The sequence below is a fragment of the Streptosporangium becharense genome (genome assembly GCF_014204985.1).
In the GTDB taxonomy this organism is placed as follows: Bacteria; Actinomycetota; Actinomycetes; order Streptosporangiales; family Streptosporangiaceae; genus Streptosporangium; species Streptosporangium becharense.
The window spans coordinates 899315-921895 of record NZ_JACHMP010000001.1; the positions used below are offsets into that span (position 1 = coordinate 899315).

Consider the following 22581-nt stretch of genomic DNA (forward strand, 5'->3'; position numbering starts at 1 on the left):
CCACCCCGGAAGGAGCAGCACCACATGTCCACCGACTACACTCCGGCCGTCACCGGAACAGGTGTACGGGCGAGCATCCAGCGATTCGGCGGATACCTCGCCGGAATGATCATGCCGAACATCGGCGCGTTCATCGCGTGGGGACTGATCACCGCGCTGTTCATCCCGACCGGCTGGCTGCCGAACGAGGACTTCGCAGCCCTGGTCGACCCGGTCATCAAGATGCTGCTGCCCGTCCTGATCGGTTACACCGGCGGGCGGATGGTCCACGGCCAGCGCGGCGCGGTGGTCGGCGCCGTCGCCACCATGGGCGTCGTGGTCGGCGCGGACATCCCGATGTTCCTCGGCGCGATGATCATAGGACCGCTGGCGGCGTACCTGCTGAAGCTCGTCGACGCCTTCACCTCCGAGCGGACCGGGGCCGGCTTCGAGATGCTGGTGGACAACTTCACCGCCGGCATCGTCGCAGGCGCGATGGCCCTGGCCGGGATGAAGGCCATCGGTCCCGTGGTCGGCGAGGTCACCGCCGTCGCGGGCAGGGCGGTCGGCTGGCTGGTCGGCAACAACCTGCTGCCGCTGGCCTCGGTCCTGATCGAGCCCGCCAAGGTGCTGTTCCTCAACAACGCCGTCAACCACGGGGTGCTCAGCCCGCTGGGCATCGCCCAGGCCGTCCAGGAGGGCAAGTCCGTCCTGTTCATGCTGGAGTCGAACCCCGGCCCCGGCCTCGGGCTGCTGCTGGCCTACCTGTTCTTCGGCCCCAGGCCGCTGCGGTCCAGCACCCCCGCCACGATCATCATCCATTTCCTCGGCGGCATCCACGAGATCTACTTCCCCTACGTGCTGATGAAGCCCCGCATGATCGTCGCGGTGATCGCCGGCGGCGCGGCGGGCATCCTCGTCTTCATCGTGACCGGCGCCGGCCTGGTGGCCACGCCGTCGCCCGGCAGCATCTTCGCCTACCTCGCCGTGACCCCCAGGGGCGGGTGGGCCGGCGTGCTCGCCGGCGTCCTCGCCGCCACGGCCGTCTCCTTCGCCGTCGCCTCCGCGCTGCTGGGTTTCGGCCGCGGCAGGGACGAGGACGCGGGTGACGGCGAGGGGAACCCGGAAGAGACCGCCGAGGAGATCCCCGCGGGCGACCGCGTGGAATCCGACACCGCACCCGCCGCCAAGGAGGCGTGATCCGATGGCCAGCATCGAGAGCAAGGACATCCGCAAGATCGTCGTGGCCTGCGACGCCGGCATGGGCAGCAGCGTCATGCTCGCCACCCAGCTCCGCAGGCAACTGAAGGACCAGAGCATCGAGGTGGAGCACACGCCGGTCAACTCCATCCCGGCGGACGCCGACGTGGTCGTCTGCCACGCCGGCCTGGCGGGCCGGGCGAGGGCGACCGCCCCGGGCACCGTGCTGATCCCCTTCCAGGTCTTCATCGGCGACCCGGCGGTGATCCGCCTGGTCAGCACGATCAAGAACGGCGGGACCGTCGATGCCTGAGACCGCGCCACTGCCGCTCGACCCGCGCGCCGTGCGCCTGTCCGCCGCGGCGAGGGACCGGGAGGACGCGATCCGCCAGTGCGGGCAGGCCCTGGTCGCCGTCGGCGCCGTGGACAGCCCGTACATCGACACCATGCTGGAGCGGGAGCGTTCGATCTCCACCTATGTCGGAGAGGGCGTCGCCATCCCGCACGGGACCCTCGCCGCCAAGGACTCCGTCCGGCACGACGCCGTCAGTGTGGTGCGCTTCCCCGACGGCGTCGACTGGGACGGCGAGCGGGTGACCGTGGGCATCGGCATCGCGGCCCGCGGGGACGGCCATGTGCGGCTGCTCGCCGAACTCGCCCAGGTCCTGATGGACCCCGACCGGGCACGGCTCCTGCGTGAGGCGACGGACGTCGCCGAGGTGATCCGGCTGCTGCAACCCGACGAGGAGGACAGAAGACTGTGAAGGTCGCCCGTTTCCACGCCCCCGGCGACATCCGGATCGAGGAGGCCCCGGAGCCCGTCGCCGGACCGGGCGAGGTCAAGATCCGTGTACGCAACTGCTCGACCTGCGGCACCGACGCGAAGATCCTCAGGCACGGCCACCACCACATCAGGCCGCCCCGCGTGATGGGCCACGAGATCGCCGGAGAGGTGGTCGAGGCGGCCGGCGTCGCGGGATGGGCTCCGGGCGACCGGGTGCAGGTGATCGCGGCCATCCCCTGCGGGACGTGCGGTGAGTGCCGCCGGGGCAGGATGACCGTCTGCCCGGACCAGGAGTCGATGGGCTACCACTACGACGGCGGCTTCGCCGAGTACATGACGGTCCCCGCCAAGGTCCTGGCGGTGGGCGGCCTCAACCGCGTCCCGGACGGGGTGGGCTTCGCCGAGGCGTCGGTGGCCGAGCCGCTGGCCTGTGTGCTCAACGGCCAGGAGCTGGCGCGCGTCGGCGACGGGGACGACGTGGTGGTCATGGGGTCGGGCCCGATCGGCTGCCTGCACGTTCGGCTGGCGCGCTCGCGGGGTGCCGCCCGGGTCTTCCTCGTCGACGTCAACGCAGGGCGGCTGGAGATGGCCGCCGGGCTGGTCCGCCCGGACGCGGCCGTGCACGGCGAGGACGTCGTCGAGCAGGTGCTCAAGCTGACCGAGGGCCGGGGCGCCGACGTGGTCATCACCGCGGCGGCCTCCGGCGCCGCCCAGGAACAGGCGCTGCGGATGGCGGCCCGCCGGGGGCGGATCAGCTTCTTCGGCGGCCTGCCCAAGGACGACCCGGTCATCCGCTGCGACTCCAACCTGGTGCATTACCGGGAGTTGACCGTGGTCGGGGCCAACGGATCCAGCCCCGCGCACAACGCCCGGGCGCTGCGGCTCATCGCCGACGGCTCGGTGCCCGTCTCCGACCTGATCACCCACCGGCTGCCGCTCCCCGAGGTCCTCGCGGGGATCGGCATCGTCAGCAGGGGCGAGGCCATCAAGGTGACCGTCGAACCCTGACCCCCGCACGATCCCCAGAACGCGTGGAAGGAGAACCGGAGATGCCGGAGAGGACAGTGGTCATCGCCTCCAGTACGGGCCTGCACGCCCGGCCCGCGAAGATCTTCGTGCAGGCCGCGGCCAGGCAGGGGACGCCCGTCCGCATCCGGGTCGGGGACGGCAGGCCCGTACCGGCCTCCAGCATGCTCGCCGTGCTGGCACTGGGTGCGACGCGGGGCACCGAGGTCACGCTCGACGCGGAGGGGCCGGGCGCCGACGAGGCCCTCGACCTCCTCGCCGGGTTGCTCTCGCGCGACCTCGACGCCGAAGACGCGGCCCGAGACACGACCCAGGACACGGCCCGAGACGCGACCCAAGACGCGGCCCGAGACGCGGCCGATGCCTGAGCGGCTGCGGGGCCTGGGGGTCAGCCCGGGTCGCGCCGCGGGGCGGGCCCACCGGATGGCGGACCCGCCGGCGCTGCCCGCCCCCGTCCCGGTCTCCGACCCCGGCCGGGAGCTCGACCGGGCGCTGCGCGCGCTGGAGGCCACCGCGACGGACCTCGCGGCGCGGGCGGCGAAGACGTCCGACGCCGAGGCCGGGGCGATCCTGGAGGCGCAGTCCCTCATCGCCGGCGACCCGGTCCTGCGCGAGTCCGTCGAGGCGAACGTCAAGTCCGGCGCGGACGCCGCGCACGCCGTCGACGCCGCCTGCGCACACCACCGGCGGGCGCTGGAGGCCGTGGGCGGTTACATCGCCGAGCGGGCCGCCGACCTCGACGACATCCGCAACCGGGCCGTCGCCGCCGTGCTGGGGCTGCCTGTGCCCGGAGTGCCCGACCCCGGGTACCCGTTCGTCCTGGTGGCCGGCGACCTCTCCCCCGCCGACACGGCCGGCCTCGCCCCCGCCTCGGTCGTCGCCCTCGTCACCGAGCGGGGCGGCCCGACCAGCCACACCGCGATCCTCGCCCGCGCTCGCGGCCTGCCCGCCGTGGTCGCCTGCCGCGGCGCGGCCGGGATCGAGGAGGGGACGTGGGTGTCGGTCGACGGCGGCCGGGGGGAGGTGGAGACCGGCATCGGTGAGGAGGAGGCCGCCGGTATCCGGCGGCGGGCCGCCGCCGAGCGCCGCCGGACGGCCGGCGTCCGCGGCCCCGGCCGTACCTCCGACGGCCACCCGGTCAAACTCCTGCTGAACGTCGGCTCCGCCGCGGACCTGCGACCGCCGCGGGGTCTGCCGGCGGTCGACGCCGAGGGGGTGGGGCTGTTCCGCACCGAGTTCCTGTTCCTGGACCGGCGTGAGGAACCGGGGTACGAGGAGCAGGTCGCCGCGTACGAGGCGGTCTTCCGGGCCGCCCCCGGCGGGCACGTCGTGGTCCGCACCCTCGACGCGGGGACGGACAAGCCGCTGCCGTTCCTCGATCTGCCCGGCGAGGCCAACCCGGCCCTGGGCGTTCGCGGCCTGCGGGTCTCCCGGGTCAGGCCGCGGGTGCTCGACACCCAGCTCGACGCCGTCGCCGAGGCCGCGCGGGCGAGCGGGACCGAGCCGTGGGTGATGGCACCCATGGTGACCACGGTGGAGGAGGCCGCCGACTTCGCCCGGCGGGCCCGTGCCCGGGGCATCACACGGGTCGGCGCGATGGTGGAGGTCCCCGCCGCCGCGCTGCGCGCCGCGCGACTGCTGGACGAACTCGACTTCCTCAGCATCGGCACCAACGACCTCAGCCAGTACGCCTTCGCCGCCGACCGGCAGCACGGTGACCTCGCCGACCTGCTCGACCCCTGGCAGCCCGCGCTGCTCCGGCTCGTCGCCGACTGCGCGGCGGCCGGGCGGGCGGCGGGCAAACCCGTCGGCGTGTGCGGGGAGGCCGCCGCCGACCCGCTGCTGGCGGGCGTGCTGGTCGGCCTGGGGGTCACCAGCCTGTCCATGTCGGCCCCGAGCGTCGCCCCGGTCCGGGAGAGCCTCGCCGCCCTCTCCCTGGAACGGTGCCGCGACAACGCCCGGCTCGCGCTGGACGCCGACGGCCCGGCCCAGGCCAGGGACATGGTCATCCCCGGCTCGGCCGCGGGCTCTTGCAGCTACGACGAGCCGCGAGGCGGCTGAGCGTGGCGGGCGGGTCTGTAGGGGTCACGATCCCGTGCGTCACGCCGGCGGTGCGACCGGGGGATCGACTGGTCGCAGCGCTCGGCATCCTGTTCGGTGCCGCACAGGGGCGTGAACGGCCGGTGCCGCCCCAGAACGGCAGACCGCACCCGAATAACGATGATCGCGGACACCTGATCCCGCCCCCTTCGAGGCGGCACGGGGTGGCCCGCATAAGCCCGAGCTCGCCCGGTTCGCCGGGAGGGCTCGCGGTGGAGTGTGCCGGCCATCCGACTGACTGTGAGGGACGGTCAGCGGTCACCGGCGGTGGCGAAGTCGGGTAGCTCGGTGGACAGCAGCTCGTCGGCGGCCCCGTCGAGGAGCCGGGCCATCTCCGTGGAGCGGGGAAGCATGGTCTTCTCGTAGGCGTGGACGGCTTCGTCGAGGGTGTCGTGGTGGGCGATGGCGAGGGCGAGTTCGCACGCGTCCAGCATGGCGAGGTTGACGCCGACGCCGAGCGGGGGCATGAGGTGGGCGGCGTCCCCGAGCAGGGTCACCGTGGGGTTGTGCTTCCAGGCGTGTGGGACGGGCAGGGCGAAGATCGGGCGGTCGACGTAGGGGCCGTCGTTGTCGGTGATCAGCTGGCGCAGGCGGGGCGACCAGTCGCGGTAGCGCTCCAGGAGGAGGTCGCGGATGCCGTCGGTGGCCTGGGGGGTGAGACCGCCGGCGGTGATCCAGTCGGCCGGGACGCGCTGGATGATGTAGACGCGGATGTGGTCGCCGCTGTTGCGCTGGGCGAACAGGCCGCGGTCACCGTCGGCTGCGGCGGCGCCGCCTTGGCCGACGAGCTCGGCGATGTCGGGGTGCTGGGTCGTGACGTCGTGGAACCAGGCTTCCAGGAAGCTTACGCCGCTGTAGCGGGGGGTGGCGGAGGAGACGGCGCGGCGGACCTTGGACCAGGCGCCGTCGGCGCCGACGACGAGGTCGGCTTCGATGGTGGTGCCGCCCGTGAAGTGCAGTTTCCGGGGGCCTTCAGCGGGGCCGCTGACGGTCTGCAGGGCGTGGCCCCAGCGCACGGTGCCGGGCTGGAGCGAGTTGAGCAGCAGGTCGCGCAGCCGGCCGCGGTCGATTTCCGGTTTGAACCGCTCATCTTGCTCGGGGACGTGGTGGAAGAGGATCGTGCCGGCCGGGTCCATCTGGCGCATCTCTTGGCCCTCGAGCCGGGCCAGTTGGAAGAACTCCTCCAGGAGGCCGGCTTCACGTAGGGCGATCTGGCCGTTGTCGGCGTGCAGGTCGAGGGTGCCGCCCTGGTCGCGGGCGGCGGGGCCGGCGTCGCGGTCGTAGACGGCGGCGGTGATGCCGTGCTGCTGGAGGATGCGAGCGCAGATCAGGCCGCCCGGGCCGGCTCCGATGATGGCGATGCGGGGTGTCTGAGTGATGTTCATGGTGGTGCTCCGTTCGTTCCACGCGGCAGTGCCTGACTGCCGTGCTGAAGGGATGCCTGGGTCGGGGGATGGAGGGGCCTCGCCGAGGAGGAAGGGCGAGCCGGGCGGCGCCCGGAACCGCCGCCCCAGAAAAACACACCGATTCAATAAGTGCAACAAGACAACTTTTGAAGTCGATTAACTGAGGAGGTAGGGTACCGGTATGCCCAGCACCACGACCGACACTGCGACAGGACCCTCTCCCGCGCCGGTGGGACGCCGCGAGCGCAAGAAGGCCGCCACCCGCCAGGCCATCGCCGACGCCGCGCTGCGCCTGTTCCTGGAGCGCGGATACGACGAGGTCGGCATTCGCGAGATCGCGGACGCCGCCGACGTGTCCACCACCACGCTGTTCAAGCACTTCCCGGTCAAGGAAGCCCTCGTCTTCGACGAGGACTCCGAACAGGAGACCCGCCTGCTCGCCGCCGTCCGAGAGCGGCCCAAGGGCCAGTCCATCCCCGCCGCGCTGCGCGAACACGCCCTGACCACCCGGCTGGCCGCCGACAGCGACGCCGGCTTCACCGCCTTCACCAACCTGGTGGCCAGTACTCCCGCGCTGCGCGACTATGCCCAGAACATGTGGCTGCGCCACACCGCCGCACTCGCCCAGGCCATCGCCGAGGAGAGCGGCCTCGCCGCGGGCGACCCCGGCTGCGCCGCCCTGGCCCACTTCGCCCTCGAAGCCCCCCGCGCGGCCTACGCCCACGACAACCCCCGCGAAGCCATCACCCGGGCCTTCGACCTTCTGGAACACGGCTGGAGCGCGCTCGCCCGGATCAAGGCGTGAGCAGCGGATCCGAGGAAGCCCGCCGCCGCTTCGCGGCTCGGCGTAGTTGTAGGAGTTCAGGGTCGTCTCCGGCCGGTGACCGCCCCGGCCTCCCGCTCTCCTGCGACCGGCCCCCGCGACCGGCCCGGGCACCGTCCCCGGACGCCCGGGAGAAGCGAGGGCCAGGTGCCGGGGCCGTCATCCGTTCTTTCCAGAGGCGACATCTCGGCGTAACACTGAGGCATGGCCTCCCCCACCGCCGTCCCGTCACCGGCGCTGCACGGCCGTGACGCGGAGCTGACCGCGCTGCTGCGACTCCTCGACGCCGCCCGCGGCGGATCGGGGGGCACGATGGTCCTGCGAGGGGCACGGGGAACGGGCCGGAGCGCGCTGCTCGGCGCGGCGGCCGGTCTCGCGGACGGCTTCGCCGTGCTCACGACGCGCGGCACGGTGGCGGAGTCGCGGCTGCCGTACGCGGGACTGCACGGGCTGCTCCGCCCGTTCGCCGACCGGCTGGCCGTGCTCCCTGCGGCGCAGGCCGCGGCGCTGGCCGCGGCACTGGAGCTGGGCACGGCGGACGGCGGGCTGGCGCTGCCCGCGGCGGTGCTCAACCTGCTCGCGTCCGCCGGCCGCCCGGTGCTGGCCTGCGTCGACGACGTCCACCACCTCGACCCGCCCAGCCGTGAGGTGATCTTCTTCGTGGCCCGGCGGCTGGCCGGAGAGCCGATCGCGCTGCTGATCGGGGCCGGCGACACCCCTTCCGGTGCCGGTGACGGCCCCGCCGTCCCCGACGACGTGCCGGTGCTGGAGCTGGGGCCCCTCGACGCGGCGGCGGCCCGGCGGCTGGCCGGAGACCTGGCGCCGGAGCTGGCCGAGGACGTGCGGGCGTCGCTGCTCGAGGTCGCCCGCGGCAACCCGCTGGCGATCGTGGAACTGGTCGGGTCGCTGACCCCCGAGCAGATGTCCGGCGCCGCCGCCCCGCCGGAGACCCCGCCGCGGGACGGACGGCTCTGGCGGGCCCACACCGCCCGGCTGGCGGCCCTGCCCGGCGCCACCGCCGACGTGCTCCTGCTGCTGGCGGCCGACCCCGACCTGGACACGGCCACCCTGCTGCGGGCCGTCCGGCCGGGCTGCGCGCTCACCGCGCTCGAACCGGCCGAGCGGGCCGGCGTGATCGTCCGCCTGGCCGGCGACCGGTACGACTTCCGGGACCCGCTGATGCGCGCGGTGGCCTACTCGGCCGCCTCCCCGGCCCGGAGGCGCGCGGCGCACCGGCTGCTCGCCGGTCTGCTGGACTGTGAGCACCGGCGGCTGAGGCGGGCCTGGCACCGGGCCGCCGCGCTGGACGGCCCGGTCGAGGAACTGGCCGGCGAACTGGCCGGCGCCGCCGCGGCGGCCGGCCCGCGCGACGGCCACCCGGCACCGTACCTCGCCCTGGAGCGGGCCGCCGAGCTGACCGCGCACGACGACGTGCGGGCCGCCCGGCTGGCCGCGGCGGCCGACCGGGCCTGGCACGCCGGGCTGCCGTGGCGGGCCAGGTCGCTGCTCGCCCGGCTGCGCTCGGTGACGGTCCCCGAGGAGGTGCGCGACCAGGCGGAGCTGGTGCGCGGCAACCTGGAACTGCGCAGCGGGAGGACCACCAGCGCCGGAGAGGGCCTGCTCGCGGCGGCCGAGGCGCTGCTCCCCCGCGACCGGGACCGGGCCGTGCGCGTGCTCATCCGCGCCGGCGAGGCCAGCTACCTGGCCGGCGACGACCGCCGGTTCCTGGCCATCGCCCGGCGGGCCGCCGCGCTGCGCCGCCCGGACGACCCGGCGGCCGTCCGGTTGATGTTCGAGTACCTGGCCGGGACGGCGGCGACCTTCCGCGGCCGGCACCGGGAGGCGACCGGCCCGCTCCTGCGGGTGCTGGAGCTCGCCCCCCTGGTGCGCGACCCCTCGGTGCTGGTGTGGGCGGGGGTGGCCAGCCTGCTGCTGGGCGACGACGTGCGCGCGCTGCGGCTGGCGACGCGGGCGGTGGAGACCGCGCGGGCACGGGCGATGCCCGCCACGGTGCCGCAGGTGCTGGAGCTGATGATCCAGGCGGAGATCTGGATGGGCCGGTACGCCTCAGCCGCCGCCAACGCCGTCGAGGGGCTCCGGCTGGCCCGGGAGTCGGGACGGCTCAACAGCGCCGGCCAGCATCTGGCGTGGCTGGCCCTCACCACGGCGGTCGAAGGTGACGAGGAGACGTGCCGGATCAGGGCGGCGAGCGCCATCGCACTGGCCGGCGCCCACGGCCTGGGCCTCGCCGGGGCGGTCGGCCACTGGGCCCTGGCCCAGCTCGACCTGGCCGCGGGACGCCACGCCGACGCGGCCGAACGGCTGCGGGCCACGGCCAGGCCCGACGGCGCCAACGGACACCTGGTCGTGCGGGTGATGGCGACCCCCCACTTCGTCGAGGCGGCGGTGCGCACCGGCGACCGGGAGCGGGCACGAGCGGCGCTGCGGGTTCTCGACGGCTGGGTGAGCAGCACCCGCAGTCCCGACCGGCGCGCGCTGGCCGAACGCTGCCACGCCCTGCTGGCCGGTCCCGGTGAGGCCGAGGAGCGTTTCGCCGCCGCGCTCGACCTGCACCGCGGGGGCTGCTGCGAGTTCGAGACGGCCCGCACCCAGCTGCTGTTCGGCGGCGCGCTGCGCAGGAACCGCCGTCCCGGCGCGGCCAGGGAGCACCTGCACGGTGCCCTGGAGACGTTCGAGCGGTCCGGCGCGCGGCTCTGGGCCGCCCGGGCCCGCGCCGAACTGCGCGCCGCCGGGGAGTCCGTCCGCTCACCCCGCCCCAAGGTCGCCGAGAAGCTGACCGCCCAGCAGTACGAGATCGCACGGATCGTCGCCGCCGGCGCCACCAACCGGGAGGTCGCGGCCCGGCTCTTCCTGAGCCCGCGCACCGTGGAACACCACCTGAGGAACATCTTCACCAGGCTCGGCGTCCGTTCCCGGGTGGAGCTGGCACGCCTGATGTCCTGACCCGCCACACCGGGCCAGACGGACGACGGCGGCGGCGAAGGCTGGAGACCCGGGGCACCGGACACACCCGGACAGGACCGGTGATTTCACCGATGCGCACCGCGCCTGACAACGAGAAAGTTGTCGCTGTCAGAACCTCCCGGGCACCGCGGAACGGCGTCGGCGCCCGACGGCCGTGAGCGGCGGGCGCGTGCGCCGCTCGGTCGTCGTTCCCGGCGCCGTGGCACCGTGATCCCGGCGGGTTCCCGTGGTTCCTCCCCCCAGGAACGGAGTACAGCACCGTGCAGCCGTACCGGACCACCCCCCAGGCTCCCGCGTCCAGGCGTTCCCGCCGGGCGACGGCGGTCGCCACGCTGACCCTGGCCCTCACCCTGACCGGCACCGGCGGGGCGTTCACCCCCGCGGCGCAGGCCGCCGCCAACCCGTACGAGCGCGGCCCCAACCCGACCAACGCCCTCATCGAGGCGGTCAGGGGTCCGTTCGCGACCTCCCAGACCGACGTCTCCTCGCTCCGCGTGACCGGCTTCGGCGGCGGGACGATCTACTACCCGACGACCACGAGCGCGGGCACGTTCGGCGGGGTCGCCATCGCACCCGGCTACACCGCGAGCAAGTCGAGCATGGCCTGGCTGGCCGAGCGGCTGGCCTCCCACGGCTTCGTGGTCTTCAACATCGACACCATCACCCGTTCCGACCAGCCCGCGAGCCGCGGACGTCAACTGCTGGCCGCGCTCGACTACCTGGTGGAGGACAGCTCGGTCGCGAGCCGCGTCGACGGCGGCAGGCTCGGCGTCATGGGTCACTCGATGGGCGGCGGCGGCAGCCTGGAGGCCGCCGACGACCGGCCGCAGCTCCAGGCCGCGATCCCGCTGACCCCGTGGAACCTGACCAAGACCTGGTCCGGCGTGCGGGTGCCCACGATGATCATCGGTGCCGAGAACGACTCGGTCGCCTCGGTGACCACGCACTCCAAGCCGTTCTACAACAGCCTCCCGGCCTCGTCGGAGAAGGCGTACCTGGAGCTCGACGGCGCCAGCCACTTCGCCCCCAACACCTCGAACACGACGATCGCCAAGTACAGCCTCTCCTGGCTCAAGCGGTTCATCGACGACGACACCCGCTACGAGCAGTTCCTCTGCCCCGCCCCGCAGGGTGACCGGGCCATCTCCGAGTACCGGGACACCTGCCCCCACTCGTAGACCCGGCACACGCACCGGCGACGGCCGCCGCGCGGCCGTCGCCGGCACGCCGTCGCAGGGGACGGCGGGCCGGACGGCGGCACCGGGTGAGACCACCGCCGGCGTGCCGTCGTCCCCCCGGCGGCCGTCGCTCCCGGCCGCGGACGGCCACCGGAATCGTCCGGGTGCTCCGGGCCGCCGGGAGCGCGTCAGGGCAGCAGCCGGTAGAAGCGCCAGAAGCCGAAGTCCTCGATCGGCAGGACCTCGATGTCGCGGAACCCGGCCTCGACGGCGTAGCGGCGCAGGGTCGCGGGACGCATCACGGTGCCGGTGCCGGCCGAGGGCCGGTGGGCCAGGCCGTCGGGGAGGCAGATCAGCAGGCTGAAGCCGTACAGCAGCCGCTCGGTGTCGTCACCCGGGGCCTCGAAGGTCTCGGCGGCGGCCTCGTCCATGACGACGACCGTCCCACCCGGCCTGATCGCCCGCCGGGCCGCGGCCAGCGTGTCGACCGGCCGGGGCATGTCGTGGAGGCACTCGAAGGCGAAGACGACGTCGTAGGCGTCCTCCTCGAGCGAGTCGGCGTCGCCGTGGCGGAAGCCCACCCGCACTCCCGCCTCCTTGGCGTTGCGCTCGGCCAGCTCGATCGAGGGCCGGTCGATGTCCACCCCCTCGACGGACGCCTGCGGGTAGGCCCTGGCCAGCGCCACGGTGGACCAGCCCCCGCCGCAGCCGACGTCGACGACGCGGGCACCGGGCCGCGCCAGCACGGCGTCGAGGTCGGCGACCCCGGCCAGGGCTCCGGGCAGGGCGTGCTCGTACCAGGGCCGGTTCATCTCGGCCTGCGACTCGCGCAGGTCCGGGCCGAACGCGGGCCAGGCGACGCCGCCGCCCGTCCGGTACGCCTGCACCAGGGCGGGCATCTGCGTCGCGGCACCGGTGAGCATGCGGGCCAGCGGCGCGAGGTAGGAGAGGCTGGACTCGTCGGTCAGCACCTCGGCCGCCGCCTCGGGCAGGGCGAAGCGGCCGTCCTCGCCGACCGTGAGGATGCCGCAGACGGCCTGCTGCTCCAGCCACTCGCGGGCGTAGCGTTCGTGGCCGCCGGCGCGGGCGGTCAGCTCGGCGGCATCGGCGGGTCCGTGCCGGGCGAGCGCCCGGTACCAGCCCAGCCGGTCGCCCAGGTGTATCGAGAGCACCTCCAGGGTGCCCAGCGCGGAGCGGAACACACGGTCCGCGAACTCGTCCGTGGTCATGTGGTCTCCTTCCGAAGCCGGTCGCGCGGGCCGCCGGCGGTCCGGGTGACCTGGGTGAGCGAACATTCCGGCCGGTCGGAGCGGAACGGCCGGTCGGCACGGAACGGCCGGCCCGTCCGGTCCGGTCCGGGTGATCCGGGTGATCCGGCCGGAGCGGCCGGAGCGGAGCGGACCCGCGCCGGGGCCGGGCCACGTTGCGGGGGCACGGCCCGGACACCGGTCACGAGGCGGCGGATACGGCCATCTCCCCGGATCCCGGCGGATCGCGACACGATCCGCGGCAATGCTGTCAATACCCCAGTACCGTGCTGGCGTATGATCAGGTATTCCCAGTCTGATCAAAAACGGCGACGGGGTAATAAGGTTTACGGCCTATGCTCAGCACCAACAACGGACATGACCGTAAGCCCCTTTTGTGGTTCCTTGCCTTCAGTGTCGCAGCCACCTTCACGGTCGGTCTCGCCACCCTGCTGAGCGGTGCTCTCGACCCGTCCCCGGGTATGCCGGCATCCCCGCCGGCCGCGCTGCCCGACGTCGCGGTGACGCCCACCCCACCGCCGGTTCCGACGGCGACCCCGGGGCCGGAGAACCCCGCGGACACGGCCGCCCCCGACCGGCCGCTCCTGATGGCCAACGGACGCCGGCAGCCGCTGAGGGTGAAGGTGCCCCCGGCCGCCCGGGGCCGTTACGCCGTCGCGCCGGGCGTGGCCCAGCCTCCGCGCAGCCGGAAGAAGGGCAAGGTGATCCGGTACATCGTCGAGGTCGAGCGCGGGCTGCCGTTCGACGTGGCGGAGTTCGCCGACGAGGTGCACCGCATCCTCAACGACCCCCGCGGGTGGGGGTTCCGCTTCAAGCGGGTCTCCCGCGGCCCGGTGAAGATCCGGGTCTCGCTGTCGAGCCCCGCGATGACCGACCGGCGCTGCCTGCCCATGCAGACGGTCGGCGTGCTGTCGTGCTGGAACGGCGGGCGCGCGGTCATCAACGCGATGCGCTGGAACTCGGGTACGGAGGGGTACGGCCGGGACGTGGCCTCCTACCGGGAGTACGTCATCAACCACGAGGTCGGCCACGGGCTCGGCCATGGGCACGTCTCCTGCCCCGGTCCGGGCAGACGGGCGCCGGTGATGCTGCAGCAGACCAAGTCCCTGTACGGCTGCCGCCCCAACCCCTGGCCCTTCCCCCGCGCGGGCGCCCCCGCCCGCGACGACACCGCCCGCAGGAACGCCTCCCGGTAGGGCGGTGTGCGTCGAGGGCCTGTGCGTGAAAGGTCTTGCCCGCGACGCTTCCCGGATCGTCCTCGCCGCCGGACGGGCGGAGAGACCGAACCACCGGGAAGTGGATCAGAGCGCGAACCGTCCCGGGGCGGGCCGGAGCCGGCCTCCGGGACCGGGGAGGACTACCCCTTCTCACCGCCGGCTCGGGCGGCGAGAACGTCGCGGGCGTCCATGAGGGCGAAGCCGAGCAGGTTGAGGCCCCGCCAGGTGGCGGCGGAGGCCACCCGCTCGTCGCCGGCGGCCAGGCCGATGCCCCAGATCCGGTCGTAGGGGCTGGCCTCGACGAGGACGCGGTCGCGGGTGCCGAGCAGGAACTCCCGTAGGTCCGGGTGGGCACCGAACTTGGCGACGTTCCCGCGCACCACGATGTCGTAGCGGTGTTCCCGCCACACGGCCTCGTCGAAGCCCCGGACCTCCCGGCCCAGCTTCTTGGCCTCGCCGGGATGACCGGCGGCGAGGATCCTGCCCGCGGTCTCGCCGTCGCCGAACAGCCACGCCTTGTGCGCCATCATGTAGTGCTCGGCCGTGGCGAAGACGTGGCCGTCGGCGGCGAAGCCGGCCTCCCACCACTGGCTGAGGCACCCCGTCCCGGCACCGCCGCCGCGCGGCGGCCGGTTCCCCCAGAAGAACACGTAGCGCGGCGGCCGGTCCCCCCGCTCGGCGGCCACGGCCTCCTCGACGGAGCGGGGCAGCCGGGCGGCACCGGAGCCACCGCCCCGGGCGCCGGCGCCACCGGTTCCGGACACCGCACTGAGAGCGGGCATATCGCTGAGATCGGACACGGTCCTACGGTGGCACGACCCGCCGCCGCCCGGCCACCGGGTTTCCGGCCGCCGTGCTTCACCGTCCGGCAGAACCATCCGGCCGCCGTGCTTCACCGTCCGGCAGAACCATCCGGCCGCCGTGCTTCACCGTCCGGCAAAACCATCCGGCCGCCGTGCTTCACCGTCCGGCAAAACCATCCGGCCGCCGTGCTTCACCGTCCGGCAAAACCACGGCGCCGGGTGGTTCACCGGTCCTCGCCGGGGCAGGCGATAGGCATGCGCGTAGTAGTCGTCGGCGCGACCGGCAATGTGGGCACCAGTGTGGTGTCCGCCCTCGCGGCCGATCAGAACGTCACATCCATCCTGGGGCTGGCCCGCAGGCTGCCGGACTGGCACCCACCCAAGACCACCTGGCGCACCGCGGACGTCGTCACCGGCGACCTGGAGCCGTATTTCGCCGGGGCCGACGCGGTCGTCCACCTGGCGTGGCTGTTCCAGCCCACCCGCGACTCGATCACGACCTGGCGGACCAACGTCATCGGCAGCAGCCGGGTCTTCGAGGCCGCGGCCCGGGCGGGGGCCGGCGCGCTCGTGCACGCCTCGTCGGTGGGCGCCTACTCCTCCGGGCCCAAGGATCCCGCGGTCGCCGAGGACTGGCCCACCCACGGGTGGCCGGGTGCCTCCTACGGCCGGGAGAAGGCCTACGTCGAGCGGCTGCTCGACGTGTTCGAGCGCGACCACCCCGGCGTCAGGGTGGTGCGGATGCGGCCGGGCTTCATCTTCAAGCGGGAGGCGGCGAGCGAGCAGCGGCGGTTGTTCGGCGGGCCGTTCCTCCCGCAGCGGCTCATGCGGCCGGGCCTCATCCCCTTCGTCCCCGACACGCCGGGGTTGACGTTCCAGGCGGTGCACAGCGCGGACGCGGCCGAGGCGTACCGCCTGGCGGTCACCCGGCCGGTGTCGGGGGCCTTCAACATCGCCGCGGATCCCGTGATCACGCCTGCCGTGCTGGCCGACCTGCTCGGTGCCCGGCTGCTGCCCGTCTCGGCGTGGACGCTCAGGAGCACCGTCGCCGCCGCCTGGCGCATGCGGCTGGTCCCGGCCTCGCCCTACCTGGTCGATCTGGTGCTCAGGATGCCGGTGATGGACACCGGCCGTGCCCGCGCCGAGCTGGGCTGGGAGCCGCGCCACACGGCGGTCGAGGCGATGCGGGAGCTGTTCGAGGGTCTGCGCAACGTGGACGGCATGGACACCCCGCCGCTCGCACCCCGTACCGGCGGGCCCGGCCGCCTCGGTGAACTGGTCACCGGCGTCGGGAAGCGGCCGTAGCGGAGGCGGAGACACCCGCGGAGGCGTCGGCCGCGGCCGGCGCCTCCGTCGCGCGGATCACCGGAATCAGTCGAACCCCGTCGAACTCGCCAGGGAGGGCACGAGCATGGGCAGAATCCTCGTGGGCACGGCCTCGTGGACGGACCGGTCGCTGCTGGAGTCGGGCTGGTACCCACCTCAGGCGTCCACCCCGGCGGCGCGACTGGCCTTCTACGCGTCGCGGTTCCCGCTGGTCGAGGTGGACGCCACCTACTACCATCCGCCCGCGCGGCGCACGGCGGAGGCGTGGCGCGACCGCACCCCGCCCGGTTTCACCTTCGACGTCAAGGCGTTCTCACTGCTGACCGGGCATCCGACCCGGCCCGAAGCCCTCTACAAGGACCTGCGGGAGCGGCTCGGCGCCCCGCCGAAGCGCAGTCTCTATCCCAAGGACGTGCCCGGGGAGATCCTCGACGAGGTGTGGGACCGGTTCGTCGACGCGCTCGTGCCGCTGCACGAGGCGGGGAAGCTGGGGGCGGTCCTGCTGCAGTTCCCGCCGTGGTTCCCGTCCGGGGCGGGCAACCGGCGCCGCATCGTGGAGTGCGCCCGGCGCTGCCGGCCGATGCGGGTCAGTGTGGAGTTCCGCAACCACACCTGGATGAACGAGCAGAACCGTGAGGCGACGCTGGCCTTCCTCGCCGAGCACGACCTGGCCTACGTGTGCGTCGACATGCCGCAGGGGCATCCGTCGTCGGTCCCCCCGGTGCCGGTGGCGACCTCCGACCTCGCCGTGGTGCGTCTGCACGGGCACTCCGACCGGTGGACCAGCAAGAAGATCGAGGAGCGCTTCGGCTACCTCTACCGGGAGGACGAACTGCGGGAGTGGGCGGCCAGGACAGCCGGGCTCGCCGAGCACGCCGAGGTCACCCACGTGCTGTTCAACAACTGCTGCGCGGACAACTCCCAGCGGAACGCGGCGCGGCTGCGCGTCCTTCTCGACGAGGCGGGCGACCTCGTCGAGGTCGGCAAGGGCGTCGGGGCGGTCACCTGACCCGGCGGCGCTGCCGCGCCAGGGCCGCTCTGCGCTCGTCGGGGGTGGTGCCTCCCCAGACGCCGTACACCTGCTGGGTGCTCAGCGCGTACTCCAGGCAGCGTCCGACGACCGGGCACCGGCGGCAGACCGCCTTGGCCCGCTCGTACTGCTCCCGGCCGGGCCCTTCGGAGGATACGGGGAAGAAGAGCTCCGGGTCCTCCGTGAGACAGGAGGAGCGGCGGGACCAGTGGATGATCGGTATGACGTTGTTCTGAGCAGACATGGCGATCCAATGGGAATGGAGGCGGCTGGACACGTGCGGATCGGCTTGTGGGTCGCGTGCCCGCTGCAATGTCATTCATACCTTTTAGGCGGAAAAATCGGGCGGCCTTGACCCTGGGTTTCTGACCAGGCGGAACCTGTGCCGTGAACGGGTCCGCCGGCCGTCAGCCACCGGGCAGGCACCGCTCCGCGGTGGTGATCTCCGCCCCCATGTTCCGCTCCATCATCCGCAGCGCCGCCTCCCCCAGGTCGTCGTGGATGTGGGCGACGCAGTCGCGCGGTATCCGGATCGCGAAGTGGCGGACGTAGGCGTCCAGCGCGCTGTACAGCACGCACTGCTCGGTCACCTGGCCGGTCAGCACCACCGTCTCGATCTCCCGGCGGTGCAGCAGGTACTCCAGCGAGGTGCCGAAGAAGGCGCTGTGCCGCACCTTCGTCAGGAAGGCGCAACCGGGCGGCGGCAGCAGGGGATTCACCAGGTCGGGGCGTCTCCCCTTGCGCGCGAGCGCCTCGATGTCGTCCCGGGTGGCCGAGAAGTCGCCGTGGTTGTCGTTGACGAAGACCAGCTCGACGTCCTCGCGTTCGTGTGCCCGCCCGATCAGACCGCCCAGCGGATCCACGATCTTCGCGACGTTGCGCTCCAGGAGGTCGGCGTCCTCGTGGTCGTACGGGTTCAGCATGTCGATGACGATCACCGCGGTCTTCCCCATGTTCTTTCCCTTCCCTCTTCCCCACGCGACGCCGGGGCTTCCCCACGCGACGCCGGGGCTTCCCCACGCGACGCCGGGGCGGCTCCGCGAGCCGCCCCGGCGTGGGGAGACGTCATCGGGGGGCGTTACCGGCCGCCCTCCGCGCGCTCGTTGGGAACGCAGTGGGTCATCTTCAGCCCGGCCACGTCGCGCGGGCCGTTCTTGCCCAGCTTCGACAGCCGTTCCCGGTCCTCGTCGGTCAGGTCCTGGCTGGCCAGCGGCTCCAGGTGGGCCACGTCCTCGGGACCGATCCCGAGACCCTCGCCGACGCGCAGGCCGAGCTCGTCCTCGACCAACAGGAAGTGCCAGACCATGCGCTCCTGGATGGGACGGTCGCACCCGGACAGCAGGGTGACGAAGTTGTGCACCAGGTCGTCCCGCTCCCACTGCTCCATCAGCAGGTAGCGCTGACCGGCCTGCTTGTAGTCGTTGGTCCGGGGGATGCGCTTGCGGGTCAGCCGCCCGGAGACGACCGGGCCCTGCTCGTCGTGGGTCGGGTACTGCCCCTCGCGGAGCCCGCCGGTGATGGACGGCTCGTAGTTGACGTGCGGGTTCTCCCCCGCCCAGTCGACGTGGTAGGTCATCAGGCCGTCGCGCTGGTTGGTGCGCACCTGGGCGTTCTTCGCCTGGTTGACCGGGAGCTGCAGGTAGTTGGGACCCACCCGGTAGCGCTGGGTGTCGCTGTAGGAGAACGTCCGGCCCACGAGCATCTTGTCGTCGGAGAAGTCGAGGCCGTCGACCAGGACGCCGGTGCCGAAGGAGATCTGCTCGTTCTCGGCGAAGTTGTTGGCGACGTTGCGGTCCAGCACCATCCGGCCGACCGGCAGGGCCGGGAACTCGTTCTCCGGCCACACCTTGGTGTCGTCGAGCGGGTCGAAGTCCAGCTCCGGGTGCTCGTCGTCACTCATGATCTGCACCAGCAGCTCCCACTCGGGGTGGTCGCCGCGCTCGATCGCCTCGTGCAGGTCCTTGGTGGCGTGCCCGAGCTCGTGCGCCTGCACGGCCGCCGCGTCCTCGGCGGTCATGCTCCGCACGCCCTGCTTGGGCATCCAGTGGTACTTGACCAGGTGCGTCTCCCCCCGGTCGTTCACCCACTTGTAGGTGTTGACCCCGAAGCCCTGCATGTGCCGGTAGTCGGCGGGGATGCCGCGCGGGCTGAAGAGGTTCACCAGCATGTGCATGGCCTCCGGCGTCTGCGACATGAAGTCGAAGATCCGGTTGGGCTCCTGCCGGAAGGTCACCGGGTCCGGCTTGAGGGCGTGGATGACGTCGGGGAACTTGATGGCGTCCCGGATGAAGAAGACGGCCAGGTTGTTGCCGACCAGGTCCCAGTTGCCGTCCTCGGTGTAGAACTTCACCGCGAACCCTCGGGGGTCGCGCGCGGCCTCGGAGGAGTCCCTGCCGCCGATGACGGTGGAGAAGCGGAGGGCGACGTCGGTGCGCTTGCCGGCCTCCTGGAAGAGCTTGGCCCGGGTGTAGCGGCTGATCGGCTCGTCGCCGAGCTTGCCGTACGCCTCGAAGAAGCCGTAGGCGGTGACGCCGCGGGCGTGGACCACCCGCTCGGGGATGCGCTCGCGGTCGAAGTGGCTGATCTTCTCGAGGAACTGGTAGTTCTCCAGCGTGGCCGGGCCCCGGGCGCCCACCGTGCGCTGGTTCTGGTTGTCGTAGACCGGGTGCCCCTGCCGGTTGGTCAGCACCGGGCGGTCATCGCCCGGCCGGGGCCCCATGCTCGACACGTCCGTCATGATGACGTTCCTTCCCTGCGGCGGTCGCTTCCGGTGTGCCGGGTTTCTTCCCGGCACACGAGCCTCCTTTTCCGACAAAGACCGCCTTATAGCGAATTCAGCGAAGAATCTCCATAAAAAGGGGTGGAATCTGAGCGCGCGCTGTTCTCCGCTCCGCCTCGCCGGACGGACGGGCCTGCCCCGGGCGGGGGCACCCCGGGAACACCGGAGCGCCGGGAGCGCCGGGTCCGCGTACACCCGGCGGGCGGGCGGCTCCGGAAGCCGCCGCGCCGGGCGTCCGGCGGGCCGGCCCGGGGCGGGCGGTCAGCGGGCCTTCGCCGTCGCCCTGCGGTTGGCCTTCTTGATCGCGTCGACCAGCTGCTGCTTGGTCATCGTGGAACGCCCGGGGACGTCCAGGCGCCTGGCCACGTCGTACAGGTGCTGCTTGGAGGCGTTGGCGTCCACCCCCTCGGCGGTTTCGGCCCCGCCCCGCCGCCCCGGCCCGCCCTGGGCCGCGCGGGCGTCGGACGGGCCCTTGCGGCCCTTGGGCTCCCAGTGGTCGCCGACCTTCTCGAAGGAGTGCTTCAACGCGGCGAACGCGGTGCGGTGCGCGCGCTCACCCTCCCCGTAGGTCTCCACCGCGGAGTCGTGGGCCTTGATCCAGGTCTCCTGGGCCTTCTTCGGCGAGCGCCGCAGGGTGGACGGCAGCTCTTCGCGTGCCGGCATGTCGTGATCACCTCTCCTCACGTGTCGGAACCTCTCCCGGGGCCATGCCCGCCCGATCACCGATCATGCCGGGCACCGGCCCGGCGGGCGGTGGTCATCCGCGGGCGCGGCGCAGCAGCGAGATGACCGCCCGCTCCACACCGCCGTGCGTGGCCAGCTGCCCGTACCCGGCGTCGGCTCCCAGCGCGCCGAGCGCTCCCGCGACGGTCCGGCCCCGCTCGAACGCCTCCACGACCCGCGGGTCCACGTAGGAGGCGCGCGCCACGGCCGGGGTGTTGCCCAGGTAGCCGGCCACCTCCTTGATCACCCGGTTGACCGCCCGTTTCCTGCCGCTCCTCGACCGCGCCCGGAGGGAGACCGCCAGCCCGACGGCGGCCAGCACCGTGGCGTGCCAGGTCCGGAAGTCCTTGGCCGACGCCTCCATCTCCAGGGTCTCGCGCAGGTAGGCGTTGATGTCGTCGCTGCGCACGTCCGTCCACCGGTCGCCGTCCCGGTAGCGCAGCAGTTCGCCCTCGTCGGCCGACCGGCGCAGCGCGGTCACCACCTTGCACACGTCCGCGTCGACGATCTCCAGCTCCCGGAACTTGCCGCCCTTGGCCGGGTAGGCGCAGCTGACCCGGCCGCCCGAGCAGGTGACGTGCTCCATCCGGAGCGTGGCGAGGCCGAAGGACTCGTACGACTCGCCGCCCACCCGGAAGAACCCGATGTCGAGCATCCGCGCCGCCGCGGCCAGGACCCGCTCCCGGGTCAGCCCCCGCTGCTCCAGGTGCTCGGCCACCCGCTCGCGGAACTTCGGCAACCGCTCGGCCATCTCCAGCACCCGGTCGAACTTGGCGCGGTCCTGCTCGCGCCGCCACACGTCGTGGTAGCGGTACTGCCGCCGCCCCGCCGTGTCGGTGCCGACGGCCTGGATGTGCCCGTCCGGTGACCGGCAGATCCACACGTCGGTCCACGCGGGCGGTATGGCCAGTGCCCTGATCCGGGCGAGGGTGCGGCTGTCGCGGACCTGCGCGCCGCCGGGACGGTGGTAGCTGAACCCCCTCCCCCTGCGCCGTCGTACGATGCCGGGCTCGGCCGGGTTGCTCTGCCGTAGTTCGCTCACAGGCCGCCCCTACCCAGGTGAGCGGCTCACATGATGCGGACGCCGCGGTCGCGCGCCGGACCGCCGTCGGAGCCGGGCGGCGTCAGATCGGTTCTCCCTCGTTCTCGTCGCCCTGATCGGGCCCCGGGGTGCCGGTCCCGCTCCGGCTGGGGGACGGCGCCGGGGTCGGCCGGCCGGGCTCCGGCGTACCCGGCACCGGAGGCGGGGTCGGCACGAACACCGTCGGCAGCAGCGGCCTCGGCAGCGGCTCGGTCTCGTCGTCCCCGCGCAGCAGGAACCAGACCATCAGCACCAGCAGCACGGTCAGCACGGTCAGCACCGCGCCGGCGGCGGCCACCGCCCGCCGGGTCTCGGTCGGCGGTGGTGCGGGCGCGGGCGGCGCGGGCAGCGCGGGCGACCGGTCGCCCACCCAGTGCGGCGCGAAGTCGGGACCGTGCCGCTCACCGATCAGCGTGCCGCTGACCAGCACGGGTTCGAGGAACCGCTCGGCGCCGGCCCGGCCCGGCTCGTACGGGGTGACCACCCACGGGGCGCTGCCGCCGTCCATGGCCAGCACCTGCGGGGTCGCGTCGACCACCGCGGTGCGTCCGCGGGTGGCCCTCGCCACCCAGCCGCGCACACCGGAGCGGCCGGCCGTGGCCTCGCGCACCCCGGTGACGAACCGGTCGCGGGCCGCCGGGTCGAGGGCGGCTCCCTTGGTCAGCACCGCGACCGAGACCGCCCGGCCGTCGGGGGCCCGCCCGAGGTACACCAGCCCCGCGGGCCCCACGCGCAGGCGGGCCTGCAGCAGGAAAGGCCCGAGCTGGGGCGGATCACCGAACTGGAGCGGAGTGGCCACGTCTGTCATGAAAGCACACCCCGGTGGTCGGGCGGCGTCACCCGCCGGGCCGGGCTCCGGGAGGCCGCGGACCC

21 protein-coding genes are annotated in these 22581 nt (G+C 73.4%); 12 read left to right on the plus strand and 9 right to left on the minus strand.

The window, feature by feature from the left end; genetic code table 11:
• Window positions 1-24: 24 nt before the first annotated feature.
• From mtlA to ptsP, 6 genes are read left to right on the plus strand one after another with little or no spacing between them, the layout of a single operon-like run.
• Entirely contained in the window at window positions 25-1179 is a 1155-nt protein-coding gene (gene mtlA, locus F4562_RS03960) for a mannitol-specific PTS transporter subunit IIC (RefSeq protein ID WP_184545320.1), read from the plus strand.
• Between the two features lie 4 nt (window positions 1180-1183).
• On the plus strand, window positions 1184-1492 hold the full coding sequence (locus tag F4562_RS03965) for a PTS sugar transporter subunit IIBC family protein (RefSeq protein WP_184545322.1): 309 nt from the start codon (window positions 1184-1186) through the stop codon (window positions 1490-1492).
• A complete protein-coding gene (locus tag F4562_RS03970; protein ID WP_184545324.1) occupies window positions 1485-1943 on the plus strand; it encodes a PTS mannitol transporter subunit IIA in 459 nt (152 codons plus the stop codon). The genes F4562_RS03965 and F4562_RS03970 overlap by 8 nt, the downstream gene beginning before the upstream one ends.
• A complete protein-coding gene (locus F4562_RS36205; RefSeq protein WP_184545326.1) occupies window positions 1940-2971 on the plus strand; it encodes a zinc-dependent dehydrogenase in 1032 nt (343 codons plus the stop codon). The genes F4562_RS03970 and F4562_RS36205 overlap by 4 nt, the downstream gene beginning before the upstream one ends.
• Before the next feature lie 41 nt (window positions 2972-3012).
• Window positions 3013-3357 carry an HPr family phosphocarrier protein gene (locus F4562_RS03980; protein WP_184545328.1) on the plus strand — a complete coding sequence of 115 codons (345 nt, stop codon included), beginning with the start codon at window positions 3013-3015 and terminating at the stop codon, window positions 3355-3357.
• Complete coding sequence (ptsP, locus tag F4562_RS03985; protein WP_184545330.1) at window positions 3350-5050, plus strand: phosphoenolpyruvate--protein phosphotransferase; 1701 nt, start codon at window positions 3350-3352, stop codon at window positions 5048-5050. The genes F4562_RS03980 and ptsP overlap by 8 nt, the downstream gene beginning before the upstream one ends.
• A 290-nt stretch (window positions 5051-5340) precedes the next feature.
• Here ptsP and F4562_RS03990 read toward each other — a convergent pair whose 3' ends face one another.
• A complete protein-coding gene (locus F4562_RS03990; protein ID WP_184545332.1) occupies window positions 5341-6474 on the minus strand; it encodes an FAD-dependent oxidoreductase in 1134 nt (377 codons plus the stop codon).
• A 202-nt stretch (window positions 6475-6676) separates the two neighbouring features.
• Here F4562_RS03990 and F4562_RS03995 point away from each other — a divergent pair, with 202 nt between their 5' ends.
• The 3 genes from F4562_RS03995 (at window position 6677) to bdeA (ending at window position 11481) form a co-directional block, all read left to right on the plus strand.
• The gene (locus F4562_RS03995; RefSeq protein WP_184545333.1) at window positions 6677-7300 is read left to right on the plus strand and encodes a TetR/AcrR family transcriptional regulator; all 624 of its coding nucleotides are present in this window, start codon (window positions 6677-6679) and stop codon (window positions 7298-7300) included.
• Between the two features lie 222 nt (window positions 7301-7522).
• The gene (locus tag F4562_RS04000) at window positions 7523-10282 is read left to right on the plus strand and encodes a helix-turn-helix transcriptional regulator (RefSeq protein ID WP_184545335.1); all 2760 of its coding nucleotides are present in this window, start codon (window positions 7523-7525) and stop codon (window positions 10280-10282) included.
• A gap of 281 nt (window positions 10283-10563) precedes the next feature.
• Entirely contained in the window at window positions 10564-11481 is a 918-nt protein-coding gene (gene bdeA / locus F4562_RS04005; protein ID WP_375782488.1) for a bis(hydroxyethyl) terephthalate hydrolase, read from the plus strand.
• 188 nt (window positions 11482-11669) lie between these two features.
• Here bdeA and F4562_RS04010 read toward each other — a convergent pair whose 3' ends face one another.
• Complete coding sequence (locus tag F4562_RS04010) at window positions 11670-12710, minus strand: class I SAM-dependent methyltransferase (protein WP_184545337.1); 1041 nt, start codon at window positions 12708-12710, stop codon at window positions 11670-11672.
• Between the two features lie 374 nt (window positions 12711-13084).
• Here F4562_RS04010 and F4562_RS04015 point away from each other — a divergent pair, with 374 nt between their 5' ends.
• Window positions 13085-13945 (plus strand): DUF3152 domain-containing protein, encoded by an 861-nt coding sequence (locus tag F4562_RS04015; protein ID WP_246473348.1) that lies wholly within the window; start codon window positions 13085-13087, stop codon window positions 13943-13945.
• A 161-nt stretch (window positions 13946-14106) separates the two neighbouring features.
• Here F4562_RS04015 and ybiA read toward each other — a convergent pair whose 3' ends face one another.
• Window positions 14107-14766, minus strand: coding sequence for a riboflavin biosynthesis intermediates N-glycosidase (gene ybiA, locus F4562_RS04020; protein WP_311734181.1), 660 nt, complete (start codon window positions 14764-14766; stop codon window positions 14107-14109).
• A 258-nt stretch (window positions 14767-15024) separates the two neighbouring features.
• Here ybiA and F4562_RS04025 point away from each other — a divergent pair, with 258 nt between their 5' ends.
• Window positions 15025-16074, plus strand: a complete 1050-nt coding sequence (locus tag F4562_RS04025; RefSeq protein WP_184545339.1) for an NAD-dependent epimerase/dehydratase family protein — start codon at window positions 15025-15027, stop codon at window positions 16072-16074.
• A 106-nt stretch (window positions 16075-16180) separates the two neighbouring features.
• Window positions 16181-17104: a DUF72 domain-containing protein gene (locus F4562_RS04030; protein ID WP_184545341.1), complete on the plus strand. Its 924-nt coding sequence runs from the start codon at window positions 16181-16183 to the stop codon at window positions 17102-17104.
• Here F4562_RS04030 and F4562_RS04035 read toward each other — a convergent pair.
• From F4562_RS04035 to F4562_RS04060, 6 genes are all read right to left on the minus strand, one after another.
• Complete coding sequence (locus F4562_RS04035; RefSeq protein WP_221207580.1) at window positions 17097-17369, minus strand: WhiB family transcriptional regulator; 273 nt, start codon at window positions 17367-17369, stop codon at window positions 17097-17099. The genes F4562_RS04030 and F4562_RS04035 overlap by 8 nt on opposite strands.
• 163 nt (window positions 17370-17532) lie before the next feature.
• Entirely contained in the window at window positions 17533-18078 is a 546-nt protein-coding gene (locus F4562_RS04040) for a cysteine hydrolase family protein (RefSeq protein WP_184545343.1), read from the minus strand.
• 125 nt (window positions 18079-18203) lie between these two features.
• Entirely contained in the window at window positions 18204-19862 is a 1659-nt protein-coding gene (locus F4562_RS04045) for a catalase (RefSeq protein WP_184545345.1), read from the minus strand.
• Window positions 19863-20165: 303 nt separating this feature from the next.
• Window positions 20166-20567 carry a ChaB family protein gene (locus F4562_RS04050; RefSeq protein WP_184545347.1) on the minus strand — a complete coding sequence of 134 codons (402 nt, stop codon included), beginning with the start codon at window positions 20565-20567 and terminating at the stop codon, window positions 20166-20168.
• A gap of 94 nt (window positions 20568-20661) precedes the next feature.
• A complete protein-coding gene (locus F4562_RS04055) occupies window positions 20662-21669 on the minus strand; it encodes a DNA topoisomerase IB (protein WP_184545349.1) in 1008 nt (335 codons plus the stop codon).
• An 82-nt stretch (window positions 21670-21751) separates the two neighbouring features.
• Entirely contained in the window at window positions 21752-22516 is a 765-nt protein-coding gene (locus tag F4562_RS04060) for a hypothetical protein (RefSeq protein ID WP_184545351.1), read from the minus strand.
• Between the last annotated feature and the right edge of the window lie 65 nt (window positions 22517-22581).

Coding starts and splice junctions, on each gene's coding strand:
- F4562_RS03980 (WP_184545328.1), top strand. CDS start 3,013: ATGCCGGAGAGGACAGTGGTCATCGCCTCCAGTACGGGCCTGCACGCC.
- F4562_RS04035 (WP_221207580.1), bottom strand. CDS start 17,369: ATGTCTGCTCAGAACAACGTCATACCGATCATCCACTGGTCCCGCCGC.
- F4562_RS03990 (WP_184545332.1), bottom strand. CDS start 6,474: ATGAACATCACTCAGACACCCCGCATCGCCATCATCGGAGCCGGCCCG.
- F4562_RS04010 (WP_184545337.1), bottom strand. CDS start 12,710: ATGACCACGGACGAGTTCGCGGACCGTGTGTTCCGCTCCGCGCTGGGC.
- F4562_RS04000 (WP_184545335.1), top strand. CDS start 7,523: ATGGCCTCCCCCACCGCCGTCCCGTCACCGGCGCTGCACGGCCGTGAC.
- F4562_RS04050 (WP_184545347.1), bottom strand. CDS start 20,567: ATGCCGGCACGCGAAGAGCTGCCGTCCACCCTGCGGCGCTCGCCGAAG.
- F4562_RS04030 (WP_184545341.1), top strand. CDS start 16,181: ATGGGCAGAATCCTCGTGGGCACGGCCTCGTGGACGGACCGGTCGCTG.
- ptsP (WP_184545330.1), top strand. CDS start 3,350: ATGCCTGAGCGGCTGCGGGGCCTGGGGGTCAGCCCGGGTCGCGCCGCG.
- F4562_RS03965 (WP_184545322.1), top strand. CDS start 1,184: ATGGCCAGCATCGAGAGCAAGGACATCCGCAAGATCGTCGTGGCCTGC.
- F4562_RS04040 (WP_184545343.1), bottom strand. CDS start 18,078: ATGGGGAAGACCGCGGTGATCGTCATCGACATGCTGAACCCGTACGAC.
- F4562_RS03970 (WP_184545324.1), top strand. CDS start 1,485: ATGCCTGAGACCGCGCCACTGCCGCTCGACCCGCGCGCCGTGCGCCTG.
- F4562_RS03995 (WP_184545333.1), top strand. CDS start 6,677: ATGCCCAGCACCACGACCGACACTGCGACAGGACCCTCTCCCGCGCCG.
- F4562_RS04025 (WP_184545339.1), top strand. CDS start 15,025: ATGCGCGTAGTAGTCGTCGGCGCGACCGGCAATGTGGGCACCAGTGTG.
- mtlA (WP_184545320.1), top strand. CDS start 25: ATGTCCACCGACTACACTCCGGCCGTCACCGGAACAGGTGTACGGGCG.
- F4562_RS04060 (WP_184545351.1), bottom strand. CDS start 22,516: ATGACAGACGTGGCCACTCCGCTCCAGTTCGGTGATCCGCCCCAGCTC.
- F4562_RS04015 (WP_246473348.1), top strand. CDS start 13,085: ATGCTCAGCACCAACAACGGACATGACCGTAAGCCCCTTTTGTGGTTC.
- F4562_RS04045 (WP_184545345.1), bottom strand. CDS start 19,862: ATGACGGACGTGTCGAGCATGGGGCCCCGGCCGGGCGATGACCGCCCG.